Origin of the sequence: Thermomonas sp. S9 (assembly GCF_024704365.1) — a bacterium.
Lineage (GTDB): Bacteria > Pseudomonadota > Gammaproteobacteria > Xanthomonadales > Xanthomonadaceae > Thermomonas.
This window is the reverse complement of record NZ_JAJDFY010000001.1, coordinates 406,224-424,442: the sequence shown is the minus strand read 5'-3', so window position 1 is coordinate 424,442 and position 18,219 is coordinate 406,224. Positions and strand designations below refer to the sequence as shown.

14 protein-coding genes, 2 tRNA genes and 1 pseudogene are annotated in these 18,219 nt (G+C 70.9%); 11 read left to right on the top strand and 6 right to left on the bottom strand.

Going from position 1 to position 18,219, the window contains the following annotated elements; translation table 11 throughout:
• Positions 1–49 precede the first annotated feature (49 nt).
• From polA to LJB71_RS02030, 5 genes are all read left to right on the top strand, one after another.
• Positions 50–2,815 (top strand): DNA polymerase I, encoded by a 2,766-nt coding sequence (polA, locus tag LJB71_RS02050; protein WP_259302905.1) that lies wholly within the window; start codon positions 50–52, stop codon positions 2,813–2,815.
• A gap of 447 nt (positions 2,816–3,262) precedes the next feature.
• Positions 3,263–3,904 (top strand): class I SAM-dependent methyltransferase, encoded by a 642-nt coding sequence (locus LJB71_RS02045; RefSeq protein ID WP_259302904.1) that lies wholly within the window; start codon positions 3,263–3,265, stop codon positions 3,902–3,904.
• A 27-nt stretch (positions 3,905–3,931) separates the two neighbouring features.
• The gene (locus LJB71_RS02040) at positions 3,932–4,834 is read left to right on the top strand and encodes an alpha/beta fold hydrolase (protein ID WP_259302903.1); all 903 of its coding nucleotides are present in this window, start codon (positions 3,932–3,934) and stop codon (positions 4,832–4,834) included.
• 243 nt (positions 4,835–5,077) lie between these two features.
• Complete coding sequence (locus LJB71_RS02035; protein ID WP_259302902.1) at positions 5,078–5,848, top strand: hypothetical protein; 771 nt, start codon at positions 5,078–5,080, stop codon at positions 5,846–5,848.
• 67 nt (positions 5,849–5,915) lie between these two features.
• Positions 5,916–6,386, top strand: coding sequence for a hypothetical protein (locus LJB71_RS02030; RefSeq protein WP_259302901.1), 471 nt, complete (start codon positions 5,916–5,918; stop codon positions 6,384–6,386).
• On the opposite strand, the gene LJB71_RS02025 is transcribed toward LJB71_RS02030, so the two are convergent.
• Positions 6,384–6,463: transfer RNA gene (locus LJB71_RS02025), tRNA-Gly, on the bottom strand. The genes LJB71_RS02030 and LJB71_RS02025 overlap by 3 nt on opposite strands.
• 20 nt (positions 6,464–6,483) lie before the next feature.
• Positions 6,484–6,609 (bottom strand): hypothetical protein, encoded by a 126-nt coding sequence (locus tag LJB71_RS02020; protein WP_259302900.1) that lies wholly within the window; start codon positions 6,607–6,609, stop codon positions 6,484–6,486.
• Positions 6,610–7,039: 430 nt separating this feature from the next.
• Here LJB71_RS02020 and LJB71_RS02015 point away from each other — a divergent pair, with 430 nt between their 5' ends.
• Entirely contained in the window at positions 7,040–7,690 is a 651-nt protein-coding gene (locus LJB71_RS02015; protein WP_259302899.1) for a site-specific DNA-methyltransferase, read from the top strand.
• A gap of 728 nt (positions 7,691–8,418) precedes the next feature.
• On the opposite strand, the gene galE is transcribed toward LJB71_RS02015, so the two are convergent.
• Together galE and LJB71_RS02005 are read right to left on the bottom strand one after the other, a co-directional pair.
• On the bottom strand, positions 8,419–9,429 hold the full coding sequence (gene galE, locus LJB71_RS02010; protein ID WP_259302898.1) for a UDP-glucose 4-epimerase GalE: 1,011 nt from the start codon (positions 9,427–9,429) through the stop codon (positions 8,419–8,421).
• A 1,693-nt stretch (positions 9,430–11,122) separates the two neighbouring features.
• On the bottom strand, positions 11,123–12,040 hold the full coding sequence (locus LJB71_RS02005; RefSeq protein WP_259302897.1) for a lauroyl acyltransferase: 918 nt from the start codon (positions 12,038–12,040) through the stop codon (positions 11,123–11,125).
• Between the two features lie 37 nt (positions 12,041–12,077).
• Between LJB71_RS02005 and dtd the strand changes: the two are divergent.
• The 3 genes and pseudogenes from dtd to LJB71_RS01990 all read left to right on the top strand — a co-directional run bounded on the left by dtd (position 12,078) and on the right by LJB71_RS01990 (position 14,625).
• Positions 12,078–12,517, top strand: a pseudogene (gene dtd / locus LJB71_RS02000) (D-aminoacyl-tRNA deacylase).
• Between the two features lie 91 nt (positions 12,518–12,608).
• The gene (gene rpoD, locus LJB71_RS01995; RefSeq protein ID WP_259302896.1) at positions 12,609–14,471 is read left to right on the top strand and encodes an RNA polymerase sigma factor RpoD; all 1,863 of its coding nucleotides are present in this window, start codon (positions 12,609–12,611) and stop codon (positions 14,469–14,471) included.
• Between the two features lie 78 nt (positions 14,472–14,549).
• A tRNA-Ile gene (locus LJB71_RS01990) sits at positions 14,550–14,625 on the top strand.
• Between the two features lie 12 nt (positions 14,626–14,637).
• On the opposite strand, the gene LJB71_RS14470 is transcribed toward LJB71_RS01990, so the two are convergent.
• Together LJB71_RS14470 and LJB71_RS01980 are read right to left on the bottom strand one after the other, a co-directional pair.
• Positions 14,638–15,822, bottom strand: a complete 1,185-nt coding sequence (locus LJB71_RS14470) for a HAMP domain-containing sensor histidine kinase (RefSeq protein ID WP_310649373.1) — start codon at positions 15,820–15,822, stop codon at positions 14,638–14,640.
• Positions 15,819–16,511, bottom strand: coding sequence for a response regulator transcription factor (locus LJB71_RS01980; RefSeq protein ID WP_310649372.1), 693 nt, complete (start codon positions 16,509–16,511; stop codon positions 15,819–15,821). Before LJB71_RS01980 ends, LJB71_RS14470 begins: the two co-directional genes overlap by 4 nt.
• Positions 16,512–16,705: 194 nt before the next feature.
• Here LJB71_RS01980 and LJB71_RS01975 point away from each other — a divergent pair, with 194 nt between their 5' ends.
• Positions 16,706–17,377 carry an alpha/beta hydrolase gene (locus LJB71_RS01975; protein WP_259302895.1) on the top strand — a complete coding sequence of 224 codons (672 nt, stop codon included), beginning with the start codon at positions 16,706–16,708 and terminating at the stop codon, positions 17,375–17,377.
• A 63-nt stretch (positions 17,378–17,440) separates the two neighbouring features.
• The gene (locus LJB71_RS01970; RefSeq protein ID WP_259302894.1) at positions 17,441–18,178 is read left to right on the top strand and encodes a LytTR family DNA-binding domain-containing protein; all 738 of its coding nucleotides are present in this window, start codon (positions 17,441–17,443) and stop codon (positions 18,176–18,178) included.
• Positions 18,179–18,219 lie beyond the last annotated feature (41 nt).

The window sequence follows — 18,219 nt, the reverse complement described above, 5'->3', positions numbered from 1 at the left end:
CATTATCCCTCCACCGGCACCGGCAGGCGGTGCTGCGTAGAATCGCGGGATGACACGCCTGGTCCTGATCGACGGTTCCTCCTACCTGTACCGCGCCTACCACGCGCTGCCGCCGCTGTCGAACGCGGCCGGCGAGCCGACCGGCGCGCTGTTCGGCGTGGTCAACATGCTGCGCGCGCACCTGAAGGAGCAGCCCGAGCACATCGCCTTCGTGGTGGACGCGCCGGGGCCGACTTTCCGCGACGCGCTGTACCCCGACTACAAGGCCAACCGTCCGCCGATGCCGGACGACCTGCGCGCGCAGGTGGCGCCGATGCTGGAGGTCGTGGCGGCGCTGGGCATCCCGATCCTGCGCGTGCCGGGGGTGGAGGCCGACGACGTGATCGGCACCCTGGCCGTGCGCGCGGCGCAGCAGGGCATGCAGGTGACCGTCTCCACCGGCGACAAGGATTTCGCGCAGCTGGTGCGGCCGCCGGCGGACGCCGGACGCGGCTCGATCGCGCTGGTCAACACCATGAGCGGCAGCCGGCTGGATTCGGAGGAAGCGGTGCTCGCCAAGTTCGGCGTGCGCCCGGCGCAGATCGTCGATTACCTGGCGCTGATGGGCGACAGCATCGACAACGTGCCGGGCGTGGAGAAGTGCGGGCCGAAGACCGCGGCCAAATGGCTGGCCGAATACGGCTCGCTGGCGGGCGTGACCGAAAACGCCGAGGCCATCAAAGGCAAGATCGGCGACAACCTGCGCGCGGCGCTGTCGCGGCTGCCGCTGAACCGCGCGCTGGTCACCATCAAGACCGACGTGGCGCTGGACGTGGCGCCGGCCGATCTCGCCCTGCGCCCGCGCAATGTGGATGCGCTGCGCGCGCTCTATACCCGCTTCGGGTTCAACCAGGCGCTGAAGGAACTGGATGCGGGCGTGTCCGCCGCGGCCCCCGCGCCTACCGCCGCGTCCGCAGCCGCAGCCACGCAGACCGACCCGGTGCTGGCCGCGCCGGGCGCGTACGAAGCCGTGCTGACCCGGGCGCAGCTGGACGACTGGATCGCGCGCCTGCGCACGGCGGAGGAATTCGCGTTCGACAGCGAGACCGACAGCCTCGACCCGCTGCGCGCCAACCTGGTCGGCCTCAGCTTCTGCGTGGAACCCGGGGTCGCCTGCTACATCCCGCTGGCGCACGCCTATCCCGGCGCGCCCACGCAGCTGGATCGCGCCGCGGTGCTGGAGGCGCTGCGCCCGCTGCTGGAAGACCCGGCCAGGAAGAAGCTCGGCCAGCACGGCAAGTACGACCTGCACGTGCTGCGCCGCCACGGCGTGGATGTGCGCGGCTATGCCGACGACACCCTGCTGGAGAGCTTCGTGCTGGAGGCTGGGCTGGCCCGCCACGACATGGATTCGCTGGCGCGCCGCCACCTCGGCTACGACACCCTCAAGTACGAGGATGTGGCCGGCAAGGGCGCCAGGCAGATCCCGTTCTCGCAGGTGGCGATCGAGGCGGCCACCCGCTATGCCGCCGAAGACGCCGACATCACCCTGCGGTTGCACCGCGTGCTGGCGCCCAAACTTGCGGCCGCGCCGCGCCTGCAGTCGGTCTATCGCGACATCGAGATGCCGCTGGTGCCGGTACTGGCGCGGATCGAGGACAACGGCGTGATGATCGACGTGGAGGAACTGCGCCGGCAGTCGGCCGACCTCTCCCGGCGCATGCTCGCCCTGCAGCAGCGCGCCACCGAGCTGGCCGGGCGCAGCTTCAACCTGGATTCGCCCAAGCAGCTGGGCGCGCTGCTGTTCGACGAGCTCAAACTGCCGGCGCGGGTGAAGACCCCGGGCGGTGCGCCTTCGACCAACGAGGAAGCGCTGGAAGCGATCGCCGACCTGCACGAACTGCCGCGGGTGATCCTCGACTACCGCGGCCTGGCCAAGCTGCGCAGCACCTACACCGACAAGCTGCCGGAGATGGTCAACCCCGCCAGCGGGCGCGTGCATACCAGCTACCACCAGGCCGGCGCCGCCACCGGGCGGCTGTCCTCGTCCGATCCCAACCTGCAGAACATCCCGGTGCGCACCGAGGAGGGCCGCCGCATCCGCGCCGCGTTCATCGCGCCGCCGGGGCGCCGCCTCCTGTCGTTCGACTACTCGCAAATCGAGCTGCGGATCATGGCCCACCTGTCGCAGGACCCGGCGCTGCTGCGCGCGTTCGCGCAGGGCGCGGACATCCATCGCGCGACCGCCGCCGAGGTGCTGGGCAAGCCGCTGGAAGCGGTGACCAGCGAGGAGCGGCGCGCGGCCAAGGCGATCAACTTCGGGCTGATCTACGGCATGGGCGCGTTCGGGCTGGCGCGCCAGCTCGGGATCGACCGCGGCCAGGCGCAGGACTACATCGCGCTCTACTTCAGCCGCTATCCGGGCGTGCGCGACTACATGGAGCGCACCCGCGCGCAGGCGCGCGAGCAGGGCTACGTCGAGACCGTGTTCGGCCGGCGGCTGGCGCTGGAGTACATCCACTCGCGCAACGCCGCGCAGCGTGCCGGCGCCGAGCGCGCCGCGATCAACGCGCCGATGCAGGGCACCGCCGCCGACATCATCAAGCGCGCGATGGTGGCGGTGGATGCGTGGCTGGACGGCCAGCGCACCGCCGCCGGCGCGCCGCGCGCGCTGATGATCCTGCAGGTGCACGACGAGCTGGTGTTCGAGGCCGATGAAGACTTCGTGCCCGCGCTGCAGGCGCAGGTGCCCGCGCTGATGGCGGGCGTGGCCGAGCTGCGGGTGCCGCTGCTGGTGGAGGGCGGGGTGGGCGCGAACTGGGACGAGGCGCACTGACGCCCCGCGCGGATGCTGCGCGAGGCATGCGCCTGCACGCCCGCCAGCCGTGACCGACGGCCGCGGCTGGCGGCATCGGCCGGAATGCAATGAATCATTCCTGAACCGAACGGTTTTTTAACCCCAATCTTCACGAACCATCAAGGCGCGGAGTGGTCATATAGCGCGCAACAGGTGCAACGCCTGTTGTCGATCACTACCCCTCCCCTGGTGTGATCAACCGGAAGGCAACCGGTCCTCCCCAACCGGCCTTCCCCGGCCCCGCAGTCCCCCCTGGCTGCGGGGCTTTTCTTTCTGCGTATCCGATTCCCACATCCAGCATGCCGGCGCACCGCCATCGCGCATCGCGGGCCTACAATGCGCTCCCCATCGACTGCAGGAGCCGCGCATGCCGCGGGCGTTCCTCGATCCGGCCCCGCACCGCCGCCGCCGATGCTGACCGCCGCGGTGCTTCCCCCCTGCGCGCTCTGCGCGGGCGAGACCCGGGCGTTCTGCGAGGACCGCGCGCGCCGCTATTTCGAATGCTCGCGTTGTGCCCTGGTGATGGCCGATCCGGCCTCGCACCTGTCCGCGGCCGAGGAGCGCGCGATCTACGATCTGCACCGGAACGATCCCGCGGATGCGCGCTACCGCGCGTTCCTGGCGCGGCTGGCGGAGCCGCTGCGGGCGAAGCTGGTGCCGGGCATGCGCGGGCTGGACTTCGGATGCGGGCCGGGGCCGGTGCTGGCGGTGATGCTGCGCGAGGCGGGCATGGCGATGGCCGAGTACGACCCGTTCTACGCGCCGGACGCGACGCTGCTGGAGACGCAGTACGACTTCGTCACCTGCACCGAGGTGGTGGAGCATTTCCGCGACCCGCTGGCCGGCTGGACGCAACTGGCCGCATTGGTGCGCTCCGGTGGCTGGCTGGGGGTGATGACCCAGCTGGCGCCGGAGCGGCCGGAGAACTTCCTGCGCTGGCGCTACCGCGACGACCGCACCCACGTCAGCTTCCACCGCCTGGCCACGCTGCAGTGGCTGGCGGCGCGCTTCGGGTTCGCGCTGGAGCAGGTGGAACGCCAGGCCTTCCTGCTGCGCAGGCAGGGCTGAGGGCGGCGCACCGCCTACAATGGGCGGATGCGCTTTCCCGACTATCCGTTCACACCGCACCGCTTCGACGTCCGTCCCGGCATCGCACTGTCCTTCCTCGACGAAGGCCCGCGCGGCGGCGAAGTCGTCGTGATGCTGCACGGCAATCCGTCGTGGAGCTATTACTGGCGCCACCTGGTGGCCGGCCTCTCGGACAGGTACCGCTGCATCGCGCCCGACCACGTCGGCATGGGCCTGAGCGACCGCCCGGACGATGGCGTGTCCGCGCAGCCGCGCTACGACTACACCCTGCAATCGCGCATCGATGATCTCGATGCGCTGCTGAAGCACCTCGGCATCGACGGCCCGGTGACGCTGGCGGTGCACGACTGGGGCGGGATGATCGGCTTCGGCTGGGCGCTGCGCGATCCCGCGCGGATCAAGCGCCTGGTCATCACCAACACCGCCGCGTTCCCGCTGCCGCCGGCCAAGCGCTTCCCGCGCCGGCTGGCGATGGGGCGCGACTCGCGTCTGGGCGGCTGGCTGATCCGCCGCTTCAACCTGTTCGCGCGCGGCGCGGCGTGGTTCGGCACCAGGCGTTCGCTGCCGAAGGACGTGCGCGCGGCCTATGCCGGCGTGTACGCCGGCTGGGACAAGGCGATTGCCACCCTGCGCTTCATGCAGGACATCCCGCTGCACGACGGCGACCGCGCGATGCCGCTGGTGCAGGCCAGCGCACGCGCGCTGCCCGGCTATGCGGACCGTCCGGCCTTCATCGGCTGGGGCCTGCGTGATTTCGTGTTCGACCAGCACTTCCTCGACGGCTTCCGGCACGCGCTGCCGAACGCGGAAGTGCATGCCTACGCCGATGCCGGCCATTACGTGCTGGAAGACAAACACGAGGCGCTGGTGCCGCTGATCCGGGCGTTCCTGGATCGGCATCCGCTGTAGCTCGACGCGGGTTCCGTCGAGCGTTGGCCGGTCGCGAGGGCCACCGCTGTCCGGTCGGCCTCCGTCTCGAGTTGCTCCGTCAGGCTTGCCAGAAAATCCAGGCTGCGGCATGGGGATCACGTCTTCGGGGCCGAGCATCCGCGCCTGCAGCACAAGGCCTGGGACGGCCTGACCCTGCCCGCCGATCATCGCTTCTGGCAGCAGCATTACCCGCCCAACGGCTGGGGCTGCGGCTGCCGCGTTGTGGGCGCCGCCGGCCCCAAGACCGCCGAACTGCTGGGCGGCAAGCCCGGCTATACCGAGCCGCCGCCGGGGTGGGACGCCATCGACCCCAAGACCGGCGAGCCGGTGGGCATCGACAAGGGGTGGGGGTATCAGCCGGGGGCGACGGTGGCCGATGCCGTGCGGGCGCTCGCGGCCAAGACCGTGGCCTGGCCCTATGAGCTGGCCAAGGCCTACATGGGCGGCGTGCCGCCGGGCGCGCGCGACGCGCTGGCGCTGGCCGTGCGCAGCCAGCCGGAGACGGGCGAGGCCGTGCGGCGCTACGCCCAGGCCGTGCTCGAAGGGCGCGCCGCCGAGCCGTACCGCACCATGGGGCTGCTGACCAGCGCCGAGGCCGAGTCCATCGCGGCCATGACCGGCGTCGAGGCGCTTGGGCGGGATCTATACGACTGGGCGGTGGCCGCTGACGAGGTGCGCCACATCGAGCGGCGGCACGGCGCGGACGGCATCGATGCCGGTATGGGGCAGGTTGCCGTGACATCGGCAGACTACCGCCTTTTACCGCGCGCAATACTCGACGGGGCAATCGAGCCGATGGGGACGACGGACAACGGCTCGCCGGCCATCGCTGTGCGTCACCAGGTCGATGGCGTGAGGTATCTCTGGGTGTTCGAAGTGCGCCGTGGAAGGCGCATGGTGTCGCTCAAGAGCGCGAGGAAATGGCCAGCCCCGGCGCCTAACGTCCGCAACGCTTCCGGGTATGAGCCGGACGGCGCCATGCGCTGGCCATGAAACACAGCATAACCCGCCTAAGCCCGCGCGGCAAAGCGGGCAGCGGAAACATGCGGAGGAATCCAGCATGCAACACCTGACCACCCGCACGCTCGCCGGCGGCCGCGCCATCCTGTACTGCGGCGACAGCCTTGCGCTGCTGCAGGCGGGCGCGCTGCCGGAATGGGATGCTCTGGTGAGCGATCCCCCTATGGCATCGGATTCCAGCACAGCGGAGGCGGGAAAGGATGGACGGGATGTGTGGCCAAGACGGATAGGATCATCGGCGACGATGATCCGTTCGACCCGCGGCCGTGGACGCAGGCGGCCGGTGACAGGCCGGTGGTGCTGTTCGGTGCCGACCACTACAAGACCCGGCTGCCCGAGGGCGGGCGCTTCCTGTGCTGGGACAAGAGCTGCGGGCATGGCCCGGCGGCGAGTCGATTACCGTGGCAACGGCCTGAACATCGTGCGCACTGCGTCGCGGATGATCGAAGTCGATACGCTGCGCTCGATGGTGGCGCGCGGTGAGGCGGTGGTGCTTGATGGAAAACTGTGATGCGGGACAGGAATCGAACCTGCGTACGTCTACCCGCGCGGCGGGCGACCCCCTTGCCAATCGGGGTACACCGCATCACAGCATTTTTCAGTATAGCCTACCCCGCCCGCGCGTCAAAGCGGGCGGCTTCCTTCACCTGCGCGAGCTTCTGCCGCAGCAGGCCGAAGGCGGCGGCCAGCTCGTCGCCGCGCGCCTCCACCTGCGCCTCGAAATGAGGCGGCACCTGGACCGCCTCGCGGGGCTGGCGCGCCGGACTCCCGCGCCCGGCGACGAAACCTTTGGGCCCCAGGTCTGCCCTCACCGGATGGAGGGAGATTTTGCCGCCAGCCCTTGCACCAAGTATAGCCAACCCCGCCCGGGCATCAACGCGGACAACGGAAACATGCGGAGGAAACCAGCATGCAACACCTGACCACCCGCACGCTCGCCGGCGGCCGCGCCATCCTGTACTGCGGCGACAGCCTTGCGCTGCTGCAGGCGGGCGCGCTGCCGGAATGGGATGCTCTGGTGAGCGATCCCCCTATGGCATCGGATTCCAGCACAGCGGAGGCGGGAAAGGATGGACGGGATGTGTGGCCAAGACGGATAGGATCATCGGCGACGATGATCCGTTCGACCCGCGGCCGTGGACGCAGGCGGCCGGTGACAGGCCGGTGGTGCTGTTCGGTGCCGACCACTACAAGACCCGGCTGCCCGAGGGCGGGCGCTTCCTGTGCTGGGACAAGAGCTGCGGGCATGGCCCGGCGGCGAGTTTCGTCGATGCCGAGTTCATGTGGACCAACCGGCGCAACCCGCGCGTGATCGTCCGGCATTTCTGGATGGGGCGGATGCGCGCGGATGATGGCGCGGACGGCAAGCGCGTCCGTCACCATGTCAGCCAGAAACCCGTGTCGGTCATGGCCTGGTGCCTCGAAACCGCGCGCGTGGGCATCGACAAGGTGGTGCTCGACCCCTATATGGGCAGCGGCAGCACCGGCGTGGCCTGCCTGCAGACGGGGCGGCGGTTCGTCGGTGTGGAGATCGACCCGGCGATCTTCGAGACCGCCTGCCAGCGCATCGAGGCGGCGTGGGACAAGACGCAATGTGATGCAAGCACGGGCGTTGGCCGGTTGAGCCCCGCGTGCGGGATCAGGTCAACCATGGCCGGCCTCCGCCGGGCACGCCGGCGTCAGCGCGGGAACAGCTGCATGAGACTGCCGATGAGAATCCAGATCGCGAGCACCAGCCAGACGCGGCGGCGACGACGGCGGGCGGTGGCTGCGGGCGACGGGGGCGGTGGTGGCGAGGATGCCTCCGCGGGATAGGCGCGATCCGCCAGCGGCTTGACCACGCCGTGGATGGCCGAATGCACGCCCCCGGCGAGGAGCAACACCAGCAGGATGACCAGCAGGTCCATGGCGCGATCCTACCATCACTCCGTCGCCTCCTGACGCTCGGAATCGGCGCTCCCGTTCCGGCAGTGGCCGGATCAGCCCCCCCAACCGCGCGCCCGTGATCCTCGGCAATGGTCACCAGCTCGGCGCCGTCCTCCGCGGACAGGCCCAGCAGTTGCAGGGCAGGATGCCCCATGACCGAAGTGCTGGGCGGCGCCATAGCGCACGCTGGTGCCCAGGTACAGCACGCCCACGCCAGGCGGCACTTGGTAGTGCAGGCCGTCACCGAGCATGGGGGCGTCGTCCTTCAGCATCGGCAGGCCGGGCCGCCGCTTGTCCTTGCGCCGCTTGTACCTCGGCGACAGCGCCGGCCAGGCACCGCCGTCCGGCGCGACCTGGCGCGCGGCGCGGCTTGCGCACTCGCTGATTCGCGAAATCCTCCGCCCGCGGCACGCCGATGGAAGCCCATTGGCCAGAAGGCGGGGACGTTAGGGAACCTCTGATCAACTCAGAGGTTCCCGCCGGCCATGGAGGGCCGGCCACGCATCCATCACGCAAGTGATGGATGCGTGTGAGCCGAGTCCGGGCCTGTACCGGACTCGGCGTGGGCTGACAACGCCTGGATGGCGTTGTTCAGACCTTCCTTAGTTCGAATCATTTTATTTTTGAGGCAGCACATCGCCCCGCGACCACACTGCGTGCTTGCGCTCCCACGCCCAGGCGTGGGCGACGATCGTCTCCAGATCGGCGAAGCGCGGCTGCCAGCCGAGCGCGCGGCGCGCGGCACTGGCATCGGCCACCAGCACCGGCGGGTCACCCGCCCGGCGCGTGCCGGCCTGCACCGGGATCGGATGCCCGGTGACGCGCCGCGCGGCGGCGATCACCTCGCGCACCGAATAGCCATTGCCATTGCCGAGGTTGTAGCGCGCGCTCTCCCCGCCTTCCAGCAGTTGCCGCAGGGCCAGCAGATGCGCCTGGCACAGGTCCTCGACGTGGATGTAGTCGCGGATGCAGGTGCCGTCGGTGGTGGGGTAATCCTCGCCATACACGGTGATGTGCGCGCGCCGGTTGGACGCCACCTGCAGCACCAGCGGGATCAGGTGGGTTTCCGGCTCGTGGCATTCGCCCAGCGCGCCCTCGGGATCGGCCCCGGCGGCGTTGAAGTAGCGCAGGCAGACCGACTTCAGGCCATAGGCGCGGTCGTAATCCTCCAGCATCTGCTCCACGAACCACTTGCTGCGGCCGTAGGGGTTGATCGGCGCCTTCGGATGCGCCTCGTCGATCGGCACGTACTGCGGATCGCCGAAGATCGCCGCGGTGGAGGAGAAGATGAAGCGGGTGATTGCGTGCGCACGCATGCCGTCCAGCAGCACCTGGGTCGCGCCGACGTTGTTGCGGTAGTACTTGCCGGGGTCGGCCATGGATTCGCCGACCTGGATGAAGCTGGCGAAGTGCATCACCGCCGCCGGACGCACCTCGCGCAGCAGGCGCTCCACGAACGCGGCATCGCCGATGTCGCCGACGTGCAGCTCGGCGCCGCGCACCGCCTCGCGGCGGCCGGAGGAGAGATCGTCGGCCACCGCCACCGTGAAGCCCGCGCGCACCAGCTGCTGGACCATGTGCGCGCCGATGTAGCCGGCGCCGCCGACGACGAGGATGCGTTCGGGCATCGAAAGGTTCCTTGCGCGGATGGATCGCCGCCATTGTCGCCCAGGCCGCAAGCCTGTGCAGTATCTTTGCCCAATGTCCTTCCTGCACGAACTGCGCGCAGCGCGCGCCCTGCGCCTGCCGCTGCTGACCTGGCTCACGGTCGCACTGCCGTCGATCTTCCTGCACGGCCCGGTGCCGCTGTATTCCACCCGCACCCTGGCGGTGGCCTGGGAAATGTGGGCGCGCGGCAGCTACCTGGTGCCGCTGTTCAACGGTGCGCCGTATTCGCACAAGACCCCGCTGCTGCCGTGGCTGATCCATGCCGGCTGGGCGGCGGGCGGCGTGAGCGATGTCTGGCCGCGCCTGCTGATGGTGCTGCTGGCCGGTCTGGTGATCGTGCAGAGCGGGCTGCTGGCGCAGCGGCTGCTGCCGCAGCGTCCGCGCATCGCGTCCGGCACCGCCTGGGTGATGGTCGGGCTGTGGTACTTCGTGCTGTTCTCCTGGCAGGTGATGTACGAGCTGCCGCTGGCCGCAGCCGTGCTGGGCGGGCTGCTGGCGCTGTGCCGCCGCCAGGGCGATGGCTGGCGCCCGGGCTGGATCGGGCTGGCACTGGCGGTGGGGCTCGGCCTGCTGGCCAAGGGCCCGGTGGCGCTGCTGCATCTGGGGGTGCCGCTGCTCACCGCGCGCCTGTGGCATCCGGCGGCGCGCGCCGATGGCCGCCGCTTCGCGCGCAACGCCACGCTGGCGGTGCTGGGCGGCATCGCGCTGTTCGCGCTGTGGCTGCTCCCGGCGCTGCTGCTGGGCGATCCCGAATACCGGCATGCGTTGCTGGTGACCCAGACCGCCGGGCGCATCCAGCACAGCTTCGATCACGCCGAGCCATGGTGGTGGTATCTCCCGGTGCTGCTGGTGCTGCTGGCGCCGTGGTGGTGGCAGGCCTGGTGGTGGCGGCAGGTGCCGGCGCTGTGGCGCGATCCGGCGCTGCGCCTGCCGTGGATGTGGTTGCTCGGCGTGCTGCTGCTGTTCAGCCTGATCAGCGGCAAGCAGGCCTACTACCTGCTGCCGGATTTCCCCGCCTTCGCGCTGCTGCTGGCGGCCGCCGCCGAGCGCCGGCCGCATCTGGGCTGGATGCCGGGTCTGCTGCTGGTGGCGCTGGGCGCACTGCTGGTGGCCGCGCACTTCGGCTGGCCGCCGCTGCCCGCCGAAGTGCAGCGCAGCGCAGCGCTGGCCGGCTTCGCGCTGCTCCTGCTCGGCGTGGCCCTGTGGCGCTGGCGCAGCCTGCCGGCGCACGCGGCCGGGCTGCTGCTGGCGGTGGCTACGCTCCATGCCGCCGCAACCCCCTGCTGCGCGCGCAGTACGACCTGGCCCCGACCGCGCAGGTGCTGGCCAGCGCGGCCAGGCAGGGCCGCCCGCTGGGCTATCTGGGCGTCTATCAGCTGCAGTTCCACTTCGCCGGTCGCCTGCAGACGCCGGTGGCGGCGCTGGACGAGGCCGACGCCCGGCAGTGGGCGCGCCGGCATCCGCAAGGGCTGCTGGTGGTGGAATCCGGTCACCCCGCGCAGACGCCCGCGCCGCTATTCCAGCAGCCATGGCGGCTGCGCTGGCTGCAGGTGTGGCCGGCCGAGGTCTGGCTCGGCCTGCCGGCGCAGCAGCGCCCGCTGCCGCCGGCGGCTCATTCGTTGCGCTATCAGCCGCGCTGACGGCGCAGCGCGCTCAGTACAGATCGCGGTAGGGGTTGTCCTCGCCGCTGCCCGGCGGACGCAGGGTGTAGCGCTTGTAGGTCCACTGGTACTGGGTGAAGTCCTGCCCGATCGCCGCCTCCAGCGCAGCGTTCAGGGCCGCCACCGCGCGCGCCGGATCCGCATCCGCCACCTGCGCCGGCGCTGAAGCGATGTGCAGGGTGAAGCGCGGAGCGCCCTTGCCCGGCAGGCGCCGACACCAGGCCAGCAGCACCTGCGCCCCGCTGCGCGCGGCCAGCCGCGAGAGCAGGGTCATGGTCAGCGCCGGCTTGCCGAAGAACGGCGCGAACTCGCCCTCCCCGGCCTTCGGCTGCTGGTCGGGCAGGATCCCGACCACGCCGCCCTTCTGCAGGCGCTTGAGCAGGGTGCGCACGCCCGCCGCCTCGGCGCGGACCTGCTCCACCTGCCCGCCGGCGTGGGCGCGGGCGCGGCGCAGGAAGGCTTCGCCGACCGCCGACTCCGGCGGGCGGTACAGGATCGCCAGCGGGGTCTTGTGCGCCAGCCACTGGTTCAGCAGCTCCCAATTGCCCAGGTGCGGGGCGGCCACGATCAGCCCACGTCCGCTGCGCAGAGCGGCATCGAACAGCGCCTCGCCATGGACTTCGACGATATCGGCCAGATTGCGCGCGGGCGGGCGTGTCCACAGCCGCAGGGTTTCCAGCGCCTGGCGGGTGGTGGTGCACATGATTTCACCCAGCAAACGCTCACGTTCGGCGGGTGCCAGGGACGGGCGGATGAGCTCCAGATTGCGCCGCGCCACCCGCGCCTCACGCGCGTCCAGACGCAGCCACAGCCAGGCCAGGGCGTCGGCCAGCGCCCGCAGCAGCGGCCACGGCAGGCGCGCCGCCAGCCAGGCGGGGGCGTACAGCAGGGTAGCGAGAAACTCCGTCATCATCGGCATTGTAGGTGGGTCCGCCTACAATGCCGGTATGCTTGCCCTGATCCAGCGCGTGACCGCAGCCCGGGTGACCGTCGATGGCGAGGCAGTGGGCGCGATCGGCCCCGGACTGCTGGCGCTGGTCGGGATCGAGCCCGACGATGGCGAGGCGCAGGCAAGGCGGCTGGCGCAACGGCTGCTCGGCTACCGCGTATTCGAGGACGCCGCCGGACGCATGAACCGCTCGCTGGCCGACACCGGCGGCGGGCTGCTGCTGGTCAGCCAGTTCACCCTCGCCGCCGACACCCGCAGCGGCATGCGCCCCAGCTTCGGCAGTGCCGCGCCGCCGGAGCAGGCCCGCCGCGAATTCGAACGCCTGGTGACGCTCTGCCGCGAACTGCACCCGCCGGGGTGGAAACCGGCCGCTTCGGCGCCCATATGGTGGTCAGCCTGGTCAACGACGGCCCCGTCACCTTCCTGCTGCGGCCGTGACCAGGCCCGCGCGGGCGGATGTTCCGCCTGCACGGTATAATGCTGGGTTCTTTCCTGCGTCACGCGCAGACCTTCCACAGGTACCGCTTCCATGGCCAACGACCGCCAGACCGCCCCCCAGTCCGACATCAAGTCCCTGATCAGCAAGGGCCTCGAGCAGGGCTACCTGACCTATACCGAGGTCAACGACCACCTGTCCGACGACATGGTCGATCCGGAGCAGCTGGAAGACATCATCGGCATGATCAACGGCATGGGCATCGAGGTCCACGAAGTGGCACCGGATGTCGAGACCCTGCTGCTGGCCGGCCAGCAGACCGGTGGCCGCGAGGTGGACGAAACCGCCGCCGAGGAAGCCGCCGCCGCGCTGACCTCGCTGGACACCGAGGGCGGCCGTACTACCGACCCGGTGCGCATGTACATGCGCGAGATGGGCACGGTGGACCTGCTGACCCGCGAGGGCGAGATCGCGATCGCCAAGCGCATCGAGGAAGGCCTGGCGCAGATGAACGCCGCGCTGGCCAGCTTCCCGCCCACGATCCGCCAGCTGCTGGAGGACTACGAGCTGCACAAGGCCGGCAAGAAGCGCCTGGCCGAGATCGTGGTCGGCTTCAACGACGAGGAGCCGGAGCCGGAGGATCTGCCGGTGGCAGAGATCGACGTCTCCGCGGACGCCGAGGCCGAGGACGACGAGGATGCCGACGACGCCGGTGGCGAGGCCGACGAGCCGGCGCCGACCGGACCGGACCCGGCCGAGGTGGCGGCGCGTATGGAGGCCCTGGCCGCCGCGTTCGCGCGCTTCGAGAAGGCCTGGGCCAAGGGCGGCCCGGCCGGCAAGGCGGCCCTGAAGGCGCGCGAGGAGATGGCGGCCACTTTCGTCACCCTGAAGCTGCCGCTGCCGCTGACCGACGCGCTGGTGAAGAACCTGCGTGAGGCAGTCAACGCCGCCAAGGAACACGAGCGCCGCATCCTCGACCTGTGCACCCGGGTCGCGAAGATGCCGCGCAAGGATTTCCTCAAGGCCTGGGAAGGCAACCAGACCAACCTCGAATGGGTGGACGAGCTGCTCAAGCGCAAGCAGAAGTGGGGCAGCGCCCTGCGCGAGGTGAAGGACCAGATCCTCGCCGAACAGCAGGCCACCCTCGCGCTGGAAAAGACCATGCGCATCAGCCTGCCGGACCTGAAGGACATCAACCGCGCGCTCTCCTACGGCGAGGCCAAGGCGCGCAAGGCCAAGAAGGAGATGGTCGAGGCCAACCTGCGGCTGGTCATCTCGATCGCCAAGAAATACACCAACCGCGGCCTGCAGTTCCTCGACCTGATCCAGGAAGGCAACATCGGCCTGATGAAGGCGGTGGACAAGTTCGAGCACCGCCGCGGCTTCAAGTTCTCGACCTACGCGACGTGGTGGATCCGCCAGGCCATCACCCGCTCGATCGCCGACCAGGCGCGCACCATCCGCATCCCGGTGCACATGATCGAGACGATCAACAAGCTCAACCGCATTTCCCGCCAGATGCTCCAGCAGTACGGCCGCGAGGCCACGCCGGAAGAGCTGGCGAAGGAAATGGACATGCCCGAGGACAAGATCCGCAAGGTGATGAAGATCGCCAAGGAGCCGATCTCGATGGAGACCCCGATCGGCGACGACGAGGACTCCCATCTCGGCGACTTCATCGAGGACACCAACGCGATGTCCCCGATGGACGCGACCACCGACATCAACCTGATCGAGACCGTCCGCAACGTGCTGGCCGGGCTGACCCCACGCGAGGCCAAGGTCCTGCGCATGCGCTTCGGCATCGACATGAACACCGACCACACCCTGGAGGAAGTCGGCAAGCAGTTCGACGTCACCCGCGAGCGCATCCGCCAGATCGAGGCCAAGGCGCTGCGCAAACTGCGCCATCCCAGCCGCTCGGAGATGCTGCGCAGCTTCCTCGACATCGACTGAGGCCCCAGCCCATCATCGCGCCACGAAACCCGCCCCCCGGCGGGTTTCGCGTTTGCGGGCCATTACAATTCCCCGCGCGGGCCCATAGCTCAATGGTCAGAGCAGGGGACTCATAATCCCTTGGTTCCAGGTTCGAGTCCTGGTGGGCCCACCATCCGTTGCCGCTTCACCCCGGGCCGGTGACCACTACCACCCGCCGGGCGTCCTCCCAGCGGACCTGCCAGCCGAGCCGCTGCGCCAGGCGGTCGAGCAGGGCCGAGCCGGTGCCGGTGTCGGCGCGCACGGCGGTGCTGCTGGCGGCGGCCTCGCGCTGCAGCAGGAAGCACGGCGCCCGCCAGTGCAGGCGCAGCACGCCGTCGCCATCCGCCTGTGCCAGCATGCGCAGCACGCCGGCCAGTAGCAGCAGTGCCTCGGCCGGGGCAGCCTCGAGCTCGCCGGCCGCCTGGATTTCCAGCGGCGGCCCGGGGCGGCCGGCCAGCGCGGCATCGGCCGCCCGCCGCAGCAGTTCCTCGGCCGCCACCCGTTCGCCACGCAGCGGCTTGCGCCGCGCCGCCGACAGCATCGCCTCCAGCAGCCGGCGCATGTCCGCCGCGCCGCGCGCCAGCCGCGCCAGCCGCGCCTGCTGCGCGGGCGTGGCGGCCGGATCGTCCTGCAGCACGTCCAGCGCGCCCTGCACCACCGCCAGCGGAGTGCGCAGTTCGTGGCTGGCATCGGCCAGGAACGCCTGCTCGCGCGCGTCCGCCTCCACCAGCCGCGCCTGGTAGCGGTCGATGGCGTCCGCCAGCCGGCCCAGGGCATCGTGGCTGAGCGCATCCGCCAGCCGGGTCGGCTGCGGCTGCGCGGGCAGCGCGTCCACCGCGCGCGCCAGCGCCTGCAGCGGGCGCAGCGCGATCCCGGAGAATATCCAGCCCAGCCAGCCCGACAGCAGCGCGCCGAGGCCGATGATCAGCCCCATCAGCAGGCGCAGGTGGCGCTCCATCGCCTCGATGTCGCCGAGGTCGATCACGAACAGCAGGCGCCCGGCCGCGGTATCGAACACACCGACGTGGATGTCGGAATCCACCGGATCCTCGTGCACACCCAGCGGATATCCGGCATAGGCGCGCGGCAGCGCCGGATCCTGCAGGCGATAGCCACGCAGGCGCTGGGTCTGCGGCAGCTGCACCGATTGCCCCTGCGCCAGCCGGCGACCGTAGTCTTCGGCCTGGCCGCGCAGGATCTCGCGCGAGACGATGTATTCGTCTTCGTAGGCCGCGCGCAGCAGCACCAGCGCCGCCAGCCCCGACAGCAGCAATCCCAGCAGCATAGCCAGCAGCGCGAAGCGCCAGCGCAGCGGCAGGCGCGGCCTCATTCCGGCGCCGCCAGGCGATAGCCAACCCCGCGCACCGCGTGCAGCAGCGGCCTCCCGAACGGCCTGTCGATCGCATTGCGCAATTCGTATACCTGGGTCTGCAGCGCGGCCACGTCGGCACCGCCGCGCCAGGCACTCTCGATCAGCGCAGCGTGACTGACGATGCGCGGCGCCTCGCGCAGCAGCGCATGCAGCAGCGCGCCCTGCAGACGGGTCAGCGGGATCCGCCGCCCCTCGCGCTGCGCGGTCAGGCTGCGCGGATCGTAGGACAGCCCGGCGAACGTCGGCAGGTCATCCGGCATGGGCTGTGCGCGCCGGCGCAGGGCGCGGATGCGCGCCTCCAGCTCGGGCATCGCGAACGGCTTCACCAGGTAGTCGTCGGCGCCCTCGGCGAAGCCCCGCAGCCTGTCGTCGAGGGTGTCGCGCGCGGTCAGCATCAGCACCGGCATCCCGTGCCCGGCCTCGCGCAGGCGCCGGCACAGGGCCAGCCCGTCCAGCCGCGGCAGCCCGAGGTCGAGCACGATCACGTCGGCTTCGCCACGCAGCGCGCGCGCCAGCCCGGACGCACCATCGGCGCAGTGGTCCATCTCGTAGCCGCGCCGCTCCAGGAAATCCCAGATGCTGGCAGCGATGTCGTGCTGGTCTTCGATCAGCAGGATGCGCACGGCAGGCGGACGGAGAGCGGACATGGACGGCGGGAGCTGGGACACGCCTGCAAGCTTACTGCGCCGGTGCCGGCGATTCGCAGCGATGCGCGCTGCCGAGGCCTTCCGGCGCTGGCCGCCCGGCGCGCGCCTGCCGGACACCGCCGCGCTGCTGGCGGCGCCCGCCGGCTGAAAGCCGCGCCGGCATAATGGCGCGGCCCCGATCGCAGGAACCGCGCATGCTGCTGGACACCGTCGAACGCGAAACCGGCCCGAACCCGCAGTGGGCCGTGCTGTGGCTGCACGGGCTGGGCGCCGACGGCCACGACTTCGCACCGATCGTGCCGGAGCTGGTGCGCGCGACCTGGCCGCCGCTGCGCTTCGTGTTCCCGCACGCGCCGCTACGCGCGGTGACGATCAACGGCGGCATGCGCATGCGCGCCTGGTACGACATCCGCGACCTCGACCTCGCCCAGCGCGCCGACCTCGCGGGCGTGGATGCGTCCATCGCGCAGGTGGAAGCGCTGATTGCCCGCGAGGCGGCGCGCGGGATCCCGCCGCAGCGCCTGCTGCTGGCCGGGTTCTCGCAGGGCGGGGCGATCACCCTGGCGGCCGGGCTGGCGCGGCAGGCGCCGCTGGCGGGGCTGGTCGCGCTGTCCACCTACCTGCCGATGCCAGCGCAGACCGCGCGCGAACGGCTGCAGCCGCAGGCCGCGGCGCAGCCGCTGTTCATGGCGCACGGAGTGTTCGACCCGGTGGTGCCGCTGGCGGCCGGCGAAGCCACCGCAGACACGCTGCGCCGGCTCGGGTTCGCGGCCACGCTGCGCCGCTACCCGATGCAGCACGCGGTGTGCGCGGAGGAGATCGCCGACCTCGGCGAGTGGATGACGGCGCGCCTGGGCGCCGGATGACGCTGCCGCCGCGGCGCGGCTACCATCGCGGCGAGGGCGGCAACCGGCGTCGGAGGGAGGGGGATGGCCACGCGACCGCTGCAGGTGTTGATCGTCGATGACGAGCCGCTGGCGCGCGCGCGCCTGCGCGCGCTGCTGGAGGCGCAGCCCGGGGTGCGGGTGGCCGGCGAGGCGGGCGATGGCCAGGCCGCGCTGGAGGCCTGCCAGCGCCTGCACCCGGACCTGGTCCTGCTGGACATCGCGATGCCCGGCCTGGACGGCATCCAGGCCGCGCACCGGCTGGCGGCATGCTCCCCGGCACCAGCGGTGGTGTTCTGCACCGCATTCGACGCGCACGCGCTGTCCGCGTTCGAGGCGCGGGCGCTGGATTACCTGGTCAAGCCGGTGCGCGCCGAACGCCTGGCGCAGGCGCTGGACAAGGTGCGCACCTTCCTCGCTGGACGGACCGATGCCGGCAGCGCCGCGCCCGCGCGCGACCACCTGTGCGCGCGCCTGCGCGGCAGCCTGCGGCGGATCCCGGTGGAGGACATCCGCTACCTGCAGGCCGACGAGAAGTACGTGGTGGTACATCATGCGCGCGGCGAGGATTTGATCGAAGAACCATTGAAGGCGCTGGAAACCGAGTTTGCCGACCGCTTCCTGCGCATCCACCGCAACTGCCTGGTGGCGCGCGCGCAGCTGGTGGAGCTGCGGCGCACCGCGGACGGCCACGTGCAGGCAGTGCTGCGCGACGTGCCGCAGCCGCTCGCCGTCAGCCGCCGCTGCCTGCCGCAGCTGCGTGAGACCCTGCGGCCTGCCTGACCGACCGCATCGCCCGCAGCGGAACCGGCCGCGGAACGGCG